The sequence below is a fragment of the Longimicrobium sp. genome (assembly GCF_036399255.1).
In the GTDB taxonomy this organism is placed as follows: domain Bacteria; phylum Gemmatimonadota; class Gemmatimonadetes; order Longimicrobiales; family Longimicrobiaceae; genus Longimicrobium.
In genome coordinates this window covers 37,034-50,128 of sequence record NZ_DASWNM010000016.1, presented here as the reverse complement: position 1 = coordinate 50,128, position 13,095 = coordinate 37,034, and the positions used below count along the sequence as shown (strand labels likewise).

Sequence of the window (13,095 nt, the reverse complement as noted above, 5' to 3'; positions counted from 1 at the left end):
CGACAGGCATTCAACTGGCGCCCGACAGGCCCCCGCTCCCCCGGCCCCTCTCCCCCGCTGCGCGGGAGAAAGGGGAGAATTCGATCCCGCTTCGGACGGGTACGCGCCGAGGCTCGCCCAACACCAACCTCCCCCAGCAGTTTTGGGGGAGGTGCGAGCCTAAGCGAGCGGAGGGGGCGCCGGCGGCTCGCGCAGAAACCAGTCGCAGCGCAGGACCCGCACGAAACCGCGGCCGCCCCGCGCCCGTACATCGGCCCCGAACCCTTTCACCCCTCCGAGACGATCCCGATGACCACGAACCTTTCCAACGGCATCCCCGCCGAAACCCTTCGCCGCTGGATGCTGCGTGCCATGGTCCTCGGCCTTTTCGTCGGCGTGGCGGCCGGGGTCGCGGCGCTGCTCAGCTGATGTCGCGCGGGATCCGCCGCCTGGCGCGGTGCGCGTGAGCGGCCCAGTCTCGCGCGGACTGCTGGCGGCGATCTTCGTGTTCGCGGGGGTGATGCACTTCATCATCCCCGCGAGCTACGTGGGCATCATGCCGCCGTGGCTGCCGTGGCACCTTGAACTGGTCTACCTGAGCGGCGTGCTGGAGATCGCGGGCGGCGTGGGGCTGCTGATCCCCCGCACCCGCCGCGCGGCCGGCATCGGCCTGGTCCTGCTGCTGATCGCCGTGTGGCCCGCCAACCTGCAGATGGTGCTCGCCGCCCGCGCCACGGAAAAGCCGCTGTGGCACCAGGCGCTGCTCTGGCTGCGCCTGCCCCTGCAGTTCGTCCTTATCTGGTGGGCCTGGCGCGCGTCCCGGGATCGTCGGGACGACAGATCCTGAAAGACTGGCATCACACAGAGTCAGCAGAATCAGCAGAGTCTTGGCCCCCGCGCGGGACGAACTCTGTTGACTCTGCTGACTCTGTGTGAGGAATCGTCTTTGCGGCATCGTCCGCACTTGTGGAACCCGCGCCCGGGGGCGATTGTATCCGGCTTTTCCAAATCCCGACGGAAACCCGGATTCTCGCAAGCGTATGCAACGCAATTCGTTCGTTCTCCTGGGCGCGCTGGCGGCGCTCGGCGCGGCGGCGTGTGCCCCCATGACTCCGCAGCAGGCGGCGGACCTGCCGGCCTCCGCGGAGCAGGCGGCCGGCGCGCCCACCGCGCAGGAAGCCGCCGCCTTCATCGACGAAGCCGAGCGCGAGCTGGGGCTGCTGCAGCTGCGCTCCAACCAGGCCTCGTGGGTGGCCTCGACGTACATCACCACCGACACCGAGGCGCTCTCGGCCGAGGCGGGAAAGAACCTGGCCGTGGCCGTGCAGCGCCGCGCCCTGGCCGCCCGCCGCTTCGACGACGTGCAGTTGCCGGCGCAGCTGCGCCGGAAGTTCAACATCCTCAAGCTGGCCCTGACCGCGCCCCCGCCGGGCAACCCCGAAGAGGCTTCCGAGCTCACCCGCACGCAGGTGAGCATGGAGGCCGACTACGGCCGCGGCCAGTACTGCCGCGCCGGCGGCGAGTGCCTGGACATCGGCGGGGTGAGCCGCATCATGGCCAACAGCCGCAACCCCGCCGAGATGCGGGAGGTGTGGGAAGGGTGGCACCGCGTGGGCGCGCCCATGCGCGACCGCTACGCGCGCTTCGTGGAACTCAGCAACAAGGGCGCGCGTGAGCTGGGGCACCCCAACACCGGGGCCATGTGGCGCTCGCAGTACGAGATGCACCCCGACAGCCTGGCCGCCGAGACCGAGCGGCTGTGGGCGCAGGTGCAGCCGCTGTACGAATCGCTGCACGCCTACGTCCGCGGCCGCCTGGTGGCCCAGTACGGGCCCGACGTGGTGCCGCCCAACGGAATGATCCCCGCGCACCTGCTGGGCAACGTGTGGGCGCAGGAGTGGGGCAACATCTTTCCCATCGTCGCCCCGCAAAACGCGCCGGGCGCCGGGTACGACCTGACGGAGCTGATCCGCGCCAAGAACCTGGACGCCACCGCCATGACGCGGGCGGGCGAGCGCTTCTTCACCTCGCTGGGCTTCGACCCGCTGCCGCAGACCTTCTGGGAGCGGTCGATGCTGGTCAAGCCGCGGGACCGCGACGTCGTCTGCCACGCCAGCGCCTGGGACATCGACGACCAGGACGACCTGCGCGTAAAGATGTGCATCGAGCAGACGGCCGAGGACTTCGTCACCATTCACCACGAGCTGGGCCACAGCTTCTACCAGCGCGCGTACAAGAACCAGCCGGTCCTTTTCCGCAACGGCGCGCACGACGGCTTTCACGAGGCCATCGGCGACGCGGTGGCGCTCAGCATGACCCCCGAGTACCTGGTGCAGACAGGGCTGCTGGACCGCGCGCCGACGACGGCCGCGGACACTGCGCTGCTGCTGCGGCAGGCGCTGGACAAGGTGGCGTTCCTGCCTTGGGGGCTGCTGGTGGACAAGTGGCGCTGGGGCGTGTTCAGCGGGCAGATCACCCCCGCCAACTACAACAGCGCCTGGTGGGAGCTGCGCAACCGCTACCAGGGTGTGTCGTCGCCCGTGGCGCGCAGCGAGGCGGACTTCGACCCGGGCGCCAAGTACCACATCCCCGGCAACACGCCGTACATGCGCTACTTCCTTGCGCGGGTGCTGCAGTTCCAGTTCTACCGCTCGCTCTGCCGCGAGGCGGGGTACACCGGCCCGCTGCACCGCTGCTCGTTCTACGGCAGCGAGGCCGCGGGAGCCAAGCTGGAGCGCATGCTCGAGGCGGGGATGAGCCAGCCCTGGGAGCAGACGCTGTACGAGATGACGGGCGAGCGGCGGATGGACGCCGGCGCCCTGCTGGAGTACTTCGCCCCCCTCAAGGCCTGGCTGGACCGCCAGAACCAGGGCCAGCCAGTCGGCTGGTGACGCTCAGGTTCGGTGGATGACGAAAGGCCGGCTCCGTGCTTTGGAGCCGGCCTTTGTCGTGTCGTCTGGCCCGGAACGGATGGGCCTCACACAGAGTCAGCAGAGTCAACAGAGTTTGCTCTTGCCGGTTCCCCCTTCTTTACGTTGCCAGAGGAAAAACCTGTCATTCTGAGGAAGCGCCCACTCCGCGCTTCCGGGAAGCCACGGAGCCTGTTGGCGCGACTGAAGAATCTCCCTCCCCTCGCGCGGAACCCTCTCCCGGGCATCGCCCGGGAACCCTGTCCGACGGCAGGATCCCGCCATCCAGCATACACATTCTTCCGTCGGCGCCGCGCGACAAGGCTGCGGAGATCGCTACGCAACGCCTATGGGGATTTTGACCTACGCGAGATTCGGAGACTCCGCGTAATTTTCGTGGTCTCCAGCGAAAACAACGAACGGTGGATGGGACGAGTCGGATGAACAGGAACAGCGTTGCGCGCACGCTGGGTGTGCGCTGGATATTTCTGACGGGGTTGATGTCGATCGTCGCGGCGTGCGGCGGCGATGCGACGGGCGCGCGTCCCGTGGTGCGGGTGGACGTCTCGCCCGCCGCGCCGTCGATGTGGGCGGGCGACACGCTGCGCCTGGCCGCCGTGGCGCGCGACGTGGACGGCCAGCCGCTGCAGCGCGCCGTCGCGTGGACCAGCAGCGCGCACGCGGTCGCCACGGTGGACGCGCAGGGGCTGGTGACGGCGCACGGTCCCGGGACGGCGATGTTGTCCGCGCTGGCCGAGGGTAGGCAGGGAAGCGTGACCATCACCGTCTCCGCCTTCGACCTGCTGTTCAACCACGACGCAGGCACCTCCTCCGAGCTGTTCCTGCTGGATGCGGCCGGTACGCCGCGGCGTCTGCTCTCGCCGGGGACGTACGCCATGGATGCCGCGCCTTCGCCGGACGGAAGCCGCATCGCCTTCGTCGCGTGGTCGGAAGAGGGCGCCAGCGACGTGTGGGTGGTGAACCGCGACGGCACCGGCCTGCAGCGGCTGACGAGTTCCACCGAGCTGGACGACCAGCCAGCGTGGTCGCCGGACGGAACGCGCATCGCGTGGCGCAGCCTGGCCAGCGAGCAGCAGGGCGACGTGTGGGTGATGAAGGCCGACGGCACCGAGAAGCGCCGGCTCACCATCGATCCCTCGCCCGCGACGGTGAACGACGTGCGCCCCGCGTGGTCGCCGGACGGGTCGCGCATCGCCTACGGCAGCAGCTGGAACGGCAACCTGGACATCTGGACCATGCGCGCCAGCGACGGCGGCGATCCGCGCCGCCTCACCACCGGCGAGGCGTCCGACGCGGACCCGGCGTGGTCTCCGGACGGCTCCACCATCGTCTTCCGCCGCCTGCGCTCGGGTGATTCGGACCTCGCCGTCGTGTCCGCCACGGGCGGCGCCGTGACGGAGTTTCCGCGCGCCAGGTACCAGCGCGCGCCCGCCTGGTCGCCCGACGGCCGCACCATCGTCTTCGAAGAAGACGCCGCCCCCAGCGACGTCGCCCAGCTGTTCGCGATGAAGCCCGACGGCACCGGCCTCCGCCCGCTCATCACCGCCCCGGGTGGCGGCATGAACCCCACCTTCATCCGCCGACCCGCCCCCTGATACCAGATCCTGAAAAAGAATGATCGTACAGAGGAACAGAGTCAGACAGAGAAAGCGAGCTGAACGGTCATCTTGTTCCTCTGTCTGACTCTGTTCCTCTGTACCTGTCAGGTGTTGTTTTCCCGGATTCCATATGATTCGGGCGGGAGCTGTCACGCCACGCGGCGGGTGCGGATGAATCCCGCATCCACCGCGTTCTGTCATTCCGAAGGAGGCGCCGCGCGAACCCGTCTCTCACTCGACATTGTGGCGCCGACTGAGGAATCTACTGTCGGCGTTCTCGTAGCTTTTCGGCGAGCCGGAGACTCGCGGCTCCGCCGCTGGATGTGCCGCCAAGCCGCGTCGCCACGCGTGGCTTCCTGAAGGAGGCGCCGAGTTGGACCGTGCTGCACTACGAAAGCTGGCGCGCCGACTGAAGGATCTCGCCGCACAACGAAAGGACCGGCCTCCAACACGCGGAAGCCGGTCCTTCAACACCCCGGAATAGAAAACCTTCATCCGCCGCCCCGCCTCTTGATTCGGGCGGGAGCTGTCACGCCACGCGACGGGTGCGGACGAATCCCCGCATCCACCTCGTTCTGTCATTCCGAAGGAGGCGCCGCGCGAACCCGTCTCTCACTCGGCATTGTGGCGCCGACTGAGGAATCTACTGTCGGCGTTCTCGTAACCTTTCGACGAGCCAGAGACTCGCGGCTCCGCTAAGGGATGTGCCGCCAAGCCGCGTCGCCACGCGCGACTCCTGAAGGATCTGCCGCCACAACGACAGGACCGGCCTCCACACGTGGAAGCCGGTCCTTCAGCACCCCAGAATAGAAAACCCTTAGCCTCCCTCGAACTGTCATTCCGAGGAATCCGCTTTCCGCTTCTTCGTGGCTTGCCGCGCCCCTCCGCACTGGCCCTGTCTGGCTGTTTCGCGGCCGCCGCGATGGGCGCGGGCTGCCGCGTCCAGCCTCGCGCGAGCCGACAGTAGATTCCTCGGCCCTGCAACCCGCGGTGTGATCGTCCGAGTGCAGCGTGGCCGGGCCTCGGAATGACAATCCTGTTTTCATCCCGCAGGGTGTGTCGAGCGCCGCTGGATTCAGGAATGGCAGAGGGCCAGCCGGTGACTCAGGAAGTCACCGGCGCCCGCCGCGCTCACCAGCCGGCGGTTCCGCCCGAGCAGGCGCGCAGCAGCACGTTCAGCAGGATGGTAAGGACGACGGACGCGATGATGCTGTACATGCATCCGGAGGTGCGCACCTGCATGGCCATCCGCGGCTCCCTGGTCAGTGTAGATCATATCTCGTGGAGCCGCTTCGCTGGGCAGCAACCGTGCCCCGCGCACCGCCCGGCCCGGTGACTCCCTGCTGGCAGGATATCTGCAGCGATTTTCACGCGGTAACGTCTGCCTGCGTTGGCCCCAGCGTTGGCCGTACGCGGCGCCCTTTGGTGCCTTTTCGCGTCCCCGCTTCTCCTTCACCTTCTGGCCCGCGCCCCGGGCCATTTCCCCGCCGTACCCGTTCCACCTTCATTTCCGAGGAGGACCATCATGATGACGAAACGCATCGATCCCCCCGTCCGCGAAGAGCAAACCCGTGACAAACGCCCGAAGGGGGGCCAGACGCTCGGTGAATTCGCGAACGGGCTGATGCCGGGCTGGAGCCTTCATCAAGACTGGGCGGCCTGGCCTCCAGATCTTTTTGCGCTCACCGCATCGGCACTCAGCCGGACGGGCGCGTACCGCAGCGTCATCGACTCGCCCTGGAGCATCCGTCACACTTGGCAGACCGACGCGGAAAGGGCGGCCGAATACTGGATCGAGGAGGTAAGTCGCCGGCTGAGCGCCCACCGTTCGCCGCCCCGCGAGCCGGCACCGACAGAGAGCAGACCGGAAGCACACAGGCACGCCGAGGGATCCCGCGCGCTGCTGCACTCTCTGCTGGACCAGCTGGACCGCGCCGCCGGGACGATCACCATGGAGCAGTTGCGGACGCTGGATACCCCGGCGGCCGTGGAAACGGCGGAGACGCTGATCAAGCTGCACGCCATTGCGGACGAGGCGTGCAGCGGCTTTGGCCTCCTTCTCCACATTCCTCCCGAAAAGGCGCTGGCGCACTGCGCGGCGAACCTGTTGCTGACGGCCAAGGGATCACTCTCCCGGCTCCCCAAGCACGTGGGCATCGTGCTTCCCAAGCTGCGTACACCCCAGGCCGGGCTCACGCTTCGGTCGCTCTCGCACCACGTGACCTTCCATATCTCCGAGGTGGAGGTGATCTGGCGCGCCATGCCGTGGCCCAACATCGAAGAGAACACGCTGAATCTGCTGGCGGTGCCCTGGCCATGCGAGATCCACCTGAACGACTTCAAGCCGCTCCCCGACAACTTCCAGAGCGTGCGGTACTTCAACTACCGCCCGGCGGACGCCACGACCACTCCGCTTCCGGTCGAACGGATCCTCGCTACGCTGACAAAAGTGGAGGGAGAGCACTGCCCGGTGCACCTGCTGACCCTTCCCGAGTCCGCGCTGAGCATGGACGAGTACAACCTCCTCATCGGCACGCTCAAGAAGGCCGCCGACACGGGTGTCATCCACCGCGTGCCCATGGTACTGGCGGGGGTTCACCGGCACGAAGGCGACAAGGACGTCAACGAGGTGCGGCTGGCCTCGTACTACGCGGGGCGCTGGTACGAGCTGGTGCAGCGCAAGCACCACCGCTGGCGGCTAGACCGCAACCAGATCCGCCAGTACGGGCTAGAGGGCCGGTTCGCTACGGCCCGCAACTGGTATGAGCACATCGCCGTCTCCCAGCGACGCCTCACGTTTCTGGTGCCCAACGGGTGGCTGGCGCTGTGCCCGCTCATCTGCGAGGACTTGGCGCAGCTGGAGCCCGTTTCGGAGGTGATCCGCGGCGTGGGCCCCACCTTTCTGGTTTCCCTGCTGGCCGACGGTCCGCAGATCACGGGGCGCTGGTCAGCCCGGTATGCCAGCGTGCTGGCGGATGATCCCGGTACCGCCGTGCTTACGCTGTCGTCGCTGGGAATGGTGACCCAGTCGCGCGACATCAACGCAAAGGGCCCGCACAAGCTCAGCCGGACGGTGGGCCTCTGGCGCGACGCCGTAAACGGGTGGCACCCCATCGACCTGCCCAAGGGGAGCGAGGCTCTCCTGCTCACGATCTCGGCGGACTGGCAGCAGGAGTTCTCGGCGGATAACCGCGGGGATCACCAGAGTGCCGCCACGTTCAAGTTCGAGGGCGTCAGGCCCCTGGTGCTGGAGCCTCCCCTGGCCGGCGACCGGGGTGCGCCGCCCGCGCGCGACGACGTGAGCGAGACGGGCCTTACCGCGCGGTGGCAGGACATGCGCGAGCTGTCGGCGGCCACGTTCGCCATCCACACCCTTCTGCACCTGCGCCGCCAGACGGACGTTCCGCGGGTGCTTGAGTGGGTGCTCGCCTCGCCCGCGGTGGCTGAGCACGCGTACAGCGAGCCGCTGCGCGAGCTGATCGAGCAGATCCGCATCGCCCAACAGCATCCGGAGCAGGCCGGAATCGCCACCAAGGCGGTGGGCTGGCCGACGGACTCGATGCGCGCCGCCATCGAGACGGTTCGCGAGTTCTTTGCCGACCCGCAGCCTGACGGGCGAGAGTACTGGCGAATCATGATCGACCGCGCGGTGGAACGGCTGCGCAACGCGCTGCGGCCCGAGAACCAGAATCCCATGCGGAGAATGGACTGGGGCATTCCGTATTCCGTGCTCACCTGCATCCACGCCGTCCTGGAGCAGGCGCGCCGGCCGCGGTTCAACCGCCACGCCGAGCCGCCGGCGGTACCTGGGTGTGGGCGCCGCATCGACCCCAGCAAGGCCGCGGAGTTGTTCCGCGCCGTGGAAGACGCGCTGGATACCTACCGGTACGTCCCCGCCCCCGATACGCCGGCCGGGGAGTTCGTCGAGCCGGCAACGCCGACGGGTGAGCTCGTCGGCGTCTGATGGCGACGAAGCCGATGTCCCGCCCGAGTGGTTCTGCGGATTGAAGATCTGCGTCGCGCGCCCTCGGGAACGTCAACGTCCTTGTGGTATGAAGCAGCGGGGCCGGGGCGATGGTCGCCCCGGCCCCGCTCGTCCCGATCTGCGTCGATCGAAGCCTCAGACGCAGCCGGCGCAGTCGCTGGCCTGGGCCAGGAAGTACTCGCGGATGTAGCCCACGGGAATGGTGCCCATGCGCATCAGCCGCTCGTGGAAGTCCTTGGCGGTGTAGCGGTCGCCGCGGGCGCGGCGGTAGTCCTCGCGCAGCTCCAGGATGGCGTTCTTGCCCAGGTTGTAGGTGATGGCCTGCGTGGGCCACTTGCTGTAGCGGTACATGGCCCGCCGCGCGCCCTCGCACACCGCCCGCGCCCCGGCATCCGACTCCGCCCGGGCGCAGGCGTTGGGGAAGAAGTTGACGTTGGCGGTAAAGTAGTCCACCGCCTCGTCGAACGTCATCCGCCCCGTGTGGATGCCCACGTCCACCACGATGCGAACCGCGCGCAGCAGCTGCCCCTGCAGCTCGTACATGTACTCGCCCGGCGTGTAGAAGCCGTACGGCCGCCCGGGCGCCGCCTCGCTCATCAGCTCCTCGGCGTACAGCCCCCACCCCTCGGCCGCCATGGAGTCCTGCCACATGCTGGCCGAGTCCTCAACCGCGCCGGGCGTGAGCCAGCGGATGTTGCTGATGCCGCGCGCGTTCTGGCTCATGAACTTGTAGTGCCAGTCGTGCCCGGGAAAACCCTCGTGGATGGCCGTGTCGGCCACGGACGCGCGGTTGTTCAGCCGCAGCGCCGCGGGGTCGTTGCCGGTGGGCGTAAGGTAGAAGCGCCCCACACCCGAGGTCTTGAAGGGCGGCGCCGCGTAGTACGCCGCGTCGATGGTGCTGCGCAGCACGGGCGGGGTGGGGTACACGTCCAGCCGGTACTCGGCGGGAATGTCGAACAGCTCGCGCGCGCGGCCGTACTCCACCGCGCGCTTTCCCGCGTCCACGTACCACTGCAGCAGCTCGTCGTCGTTCGCGGGCGAGTCGCCGCCCAGGTGCTCCATCACCGCGCGCACCCCGGCGTTCTTCTCGTCGCGCGTGCCCCAGGGCAGGCTCAATCCCGCCTCGCGCGCCACCTGCTCGGCCACGGTGTAGATGCGCCCCTGGTACAGCTCCGTCTGCTGCTGGCCGTACGCGAACAGCTCGGCCGCGCCGCGCGTCTCGCGCAGGTTGTTGCGCACGCGCCACTCGTACTCCCGCTCGCCCGCGGCAAAGCGGTCGGTGCGGTCGCCCGCGTACATCTGCTCCAGCCATCCCGCGAACCCCTCGTAGGCGTCCGCGGCCGCGCCGGCGGCCTGCCGAAGGCGCGCCAGGATGCCGGCCGCGAACGGGCGCGTGCCCAGGTAGCGCGCGGCCAGCTCCGGCAGCGTCTGCCGGAAGTACTCGGCGTTGCTGCGGCTTCCGCCCACGCCGTCGCGCTCCACCATCCGCCAGTCGGGGAGGTTGCCGGACGCCTTGCCGGCCTGCAGGTTCGCCCGCGCCGCGTCCAGGTAGCCGGGCACCGCGTTCAGCCGCGCGATCACCCGCGCCCACTCCTCTTCCGTCCCCAGCAGCCCCCCACCCGCGTCCGTCATCTGCTGGATCTGCCAGTCGATGCCGCGAAAGGGCTCGGCCACGTAGGTGTCGATGGAGCGCTCGTGGTAGCGCAGGTCCTCCATCTGGTGCAGGATAAAGTTGAGCTGCGCCCCCATCACCGCGTGGTCGATGGATTCCTCCGGCGCCAGTGTGGAAGGGTCGATGCGTCCGTGCGCCGTCTTGATCTCCCGATAGAACGCCCGCTCCGCCGCCAGCGCGGCCGGCCGGTAGTCGCGAAGCCGCGCGTTGACGTCGCCAAGCTCCGGGCTGTACGCGTCGCCGCCCAGGTAGGTGGCGGTGACGGGGTTCAAGTGCAGCGTGCGGACGAAGTAGCGGTCGCGCAGCTGGGCAAAGACCGACGGCTGCCCCGCGCGGCGCGCCCACCCATCCAGCGCCTCCGCGTGCGGAAGAATGCCGAAGGCCAGCGCCGCCTGCGCGCCGTGCCCAATGAAGGTGCGTCTGTCCACGATGGATCGGGGGGTGCGGGGGATTTGATCGACGGGATCCGGATGCCCGACATCCTGCCATCCCGGCCCCACGGACACAAGTAGCCTTCGCCCGAAATCAGCCGACCCGCCGCGAGCGAACTCCGTTAACTCCGTTGACTCCGTTGACTCCGTGTGAGGGCCATCCGTTACGGAGCCGGATCGACGAAAGAGCGGGCCGGCATCACCCGGATGCCGGCCCGCCGTTGCCGGCTATTCCCTATTCCCTATTCCCTATTACCTATTACCTATTCCCTGTCAGGGCCATTCGTTACGGAGCCGGACCGACGAAAGAGAGCGGGCCGGCATCACTGCGATGCCGGCCCGCTCTTCGTTCACGCCAGACCCGCCGTACGCGTCAATTCTGCTGGTGCGCGCGGCCGGACTGCACCAGGCGCTGGCGGCTGGTGTTGCCGGGGACGGCGATGTGCGTCGCCGGATCGTACTCCTTGCCCACCGCCGGGCTGCCCTGCGGCACCCAGATCTGCGTGACCGTGTAGCTGTACCCCTGCGGAACGTAGCGCACGTAGTACCCGTCCGGGTGCAGCGACCAGCGGCCGCTGGGCACCTCTCGGCTGCCGGGGCCCATGCCCACGGCGCCCGCCAGCACCGCCACGCGCTCCATCTCGGCAAAGCTGGCGCCCGGGTCGGTCACCATGCGGCGCAGCTGGTTCTCGGCCTCGACGATCTGGCGCACGGGGCCGGGCACGCGGTTCATCAGCGCGCCCATCTCGTCGCCGGGGATCAGGTCCAGCGCGCTGCGGTTGAGCGCCGTGAGCTGCTGCGGGGTCAGCAGCCGCGACGCCGTCGCCTTGTGCTGCGGCGACAGGTCCTCGAACTTGGCCCGCGCGATGATGGCCCACAGCAGCGTCTGGATGTCGCTCTGCGCGATCTCGGGGTGGTTCACCGAGTTGCGCAGGATGGTGGTCACCGCGTCCTCGGCCGGGCCGGCGGTGGGGGCGAACAGGTAGCCGTCGCCGCCGCCGGGGCCGTGCGTGCCGGCCTTCAGGCAGTAGCTCTGGGTGTGCATCTCCCAGTAGCCCGGCTGCAGAACGAAGCCGCCGTTGGGCGTGCGCTGCAGCTCCAGCATGCTGCGCTTGGCCTCGCGCGGCGTAAAGTTGTCGAGCGAATCCACCGCCCAGCGCGCATGCTCCAGGCTGGTGGTGATGGGGTGGTTGCCCCCGGTGAGCTGCTCGAGGCTGACGCGCCCGCCGGTCACGCGGTTCACCGCGCCGCGCAGGCGTCCGCCCAGCTGGGCCTCGGCCGTATCCGCCGCCGCCGCGCTGAACACCAGCGCCAGCGCCGAAAGCGCGCCGAGCTTACGGAAAGAGATTCGTGCGTTCATTTCAGGGGGATTCCTGCAAGGTGATCGTCGCGGCCACGGGTGGGATTGTCGTGTGCCGCGGGCACCATTTTAGGTACTTTGCCCCAAATGCGCCAGCCTGACGTTCCCCCCGATGACGGGAGCGCGACGAATACGCGGCCGGTCCCGGCAGAGTTTCACAACTTCTTCTGCTACCGAAACTTGTCACAATCGCACGCGGCTGGCTTCGCCACGCTTTCTCCCGCCGTTCGGTAGGCGCGCGGAGGGAAAAATCCCGCGGAATTCAGGATTACGGCCGCGCCAGCTGAATGACGTAGAACTCGGCGCCCTGCGGGTCGCGCAGCATGGCGAAGCGGCCCACGCCGGGAAGGTCGTGCGGCGCCATCCCCACCGCTGCCCCCAGCTCCTCCGCGCGGCGCACGGACGCGTCCGCGTCCTCCACGGCAAAGTAGGGCGCCCAGTGCGGCGGCGTGCCCGCCATCTCCGGCGGCATGGCGTAGATGCCGCCGCCCGCCGGCGCGTCGCCGTTCATCAGCCTGGTGTACGGCTGAGGCGTCCCCGCCACCGGCTGCGGCGTCCAGCCGAAGAGCGCCGCGTAGAATCGCGACGCGCCCTCCATGTCGCGCGCGGCCAGGTCGTTCCAGCACAGCGCGCCCGGCTCGTTCATGATCCCCGCGCCGACGTGCTTTCCGGGCTCCCAGGCGGCGAACATGGCGCCGCCGGGATCGCCGATCAGCGCCATCCGCCCCACGTCCATCACGTCGAAGGCGTCCGCCAGCACCGTTCCGCCCAGCACACGCGCCCGGGACGCGGCCTCGTCGGCGCTCTCCACCGTCACGTACGAGAGCCAGGCGGAGGGCATTCCCTGCGCCTTCTGCGTGGGATCCATGGCGTACAGCGCCGCCGCGTCGCGCCCGTTCTTCCGCAGCGTCACGTACACGTCGCCCGCGTCGGGGCCAAACTGCATGCGGTCCGCCGTCCAGCCGAACAGCTGCGTGTAGAACCGCTCCGCCACGTCCACGTCGTGCGCGGCCAGGTCCACCCACGAAAAGGTGCCGGGGCGGTGCGCTGTCATCTGGGGCATGCGGAGCCTCCGCGGGTGAAGTGAAGGACAAAGAGATATTGTGTCGCGCAGAGCAGCAGAGGAGCGGAGAGATCGAT

At 68.8% G+C, this 13,095-nt stretch carries 7 protein-coding genes; 4 read left to right on the top strand and 3 right to left on the bottom strand.

The features are described from left to right. Positions 1 to 442 precede the first annotated feature (442 nt). From VGC13_RS01320 to VGC13_RS01305, 4 genes are all read left to right on the top strand, one after another. Positions 443 to 826 (top strand): DoxX family protein, encoded by a 384-nt coding sequence (locus VGC13_RS01320; protein ID WP_331123384.1) that lies wholly within the window; start codon positions 443 to 445, stop codon positions 824 to 826. Positions 827 to 1,019: 193 nt separating this feature from the next. Next, positions 1,020 to 2,870, top strand: coding sequence for a M2 family metallopeptidase (locus VGC13_RS01315; RefSeq protein ID WP_331123383.1), 1,851 nt, complete (start codon positions 1,020 to 1,022; stop codon positions 2,868 to 2,870). Positions 2,871 to 3,328: 458 nt separating this feature from the next. Beyond that, entirely contained in the window at positions 3,329 to 4,504 is a 1,176-nt protein-coding gene (locus VGC13_RS01310; protein WP_331123382.1) for an Ig-like domain-containing protein, read from the top strand. A 1,954-nt stretch (positions 4,505 to 6,458) separates the two neighbouring features. Next, on the top strand, positions 6,459 to 8,471 hold the full coding sequence (locus VGC13_RS01305; protein WP_331123381.1) for a hypothetical protein: 2,013 nt from the start codon (positions 6,459 to 6,461) through the stop codon (positions 8,469 to 8,471). 156 nt (positions 8,472 to 8,627) lie between these two features. Here VGC13_RS01305 and VGC13_RS01300 read toward each other — a convergent pair whose 3' ends face one another. From VGC13_RS01300 to VGC13_RS01290, 3 genes are all read right to left on the bottom strand, one after another. Beyond that, a complete protein-coding gene (locus VGC13_RS01300) occupies positions 8,628 to 10,592 on the bottom strand; it encodes a DUF885 domain-containing protein (protein WP_331123380.1) in 1,965 nt (654 codons plus the stop codon). A gap of 376 nt (positions 10,593 to 10,968) precedes the next feature. Continuing rightward, positions 10,969 to 11,955 (bottom strand): hypothetical protein, encoded by a 987-nt coding sequence (locus VGC13_RS01295; RefSeq protein WP_331123379.1) that lies wholly within the window; start codon positions 11,953 to 11,955, stop codon positions 10,969 to 10,971. 268 nt (positions 11,956 to 12,223) lie between these two features. Next, positions 12,224 to 13,018, bottom strand: a complete 795-nt coding sequence (locus VGC13_RS01290; RefSeq protein WP_331123378.1) for a VOC family protein — start codon at positions 13,016 to 13,018, stop codon at positions 12,224 to 12,226. Between the last annotated feature and the right edge of the window lie 77 nt (positions 13,019 to 13,095).

What these genes read in the sequence shown, in the direction of transcription:
- VGC13_RS01315 (WP_331123383.1), top strand. Translation starts at nt 1,020, where the DNA reads ATGCAACGCAATTCGTTCGTTCTCCTGGGCGCGCTGGCGGCGCTCGGC.
- VGC13_RS01310 (WP_331123382.1), top strand. Translation starts at nt 3,329, where the DNA reads ATGAACAGGAACAGCGTTGCGCGCACGCTGGGTGTGCGCTGGATATTT.
- VGC13_RS01305 (WP_331123381.1), top strand. Translation starts at nt 6,459, where the DNA reads ATGGAGCAGTTGCGGACGCTGGATACCCCGGCGGCCGTGGAAACGGCG.
- VGC13_RS01295 (WP_331123379.1), bottom strand. Translation starts at nt 11,955, where the DNA reads ATGAACGCACGAATCTCTTTCCGTAAGCTCGGCGCGCTTTCGGCGCTG.
- VGC13_RS01290 (WP_331123378.1), bottom strand. Translation starts at nt 13,018, where the DNA reads ATGCCCCAGATGACAGCGCACCGCCCCGGCACCTTTTCGTGGGTGGAC.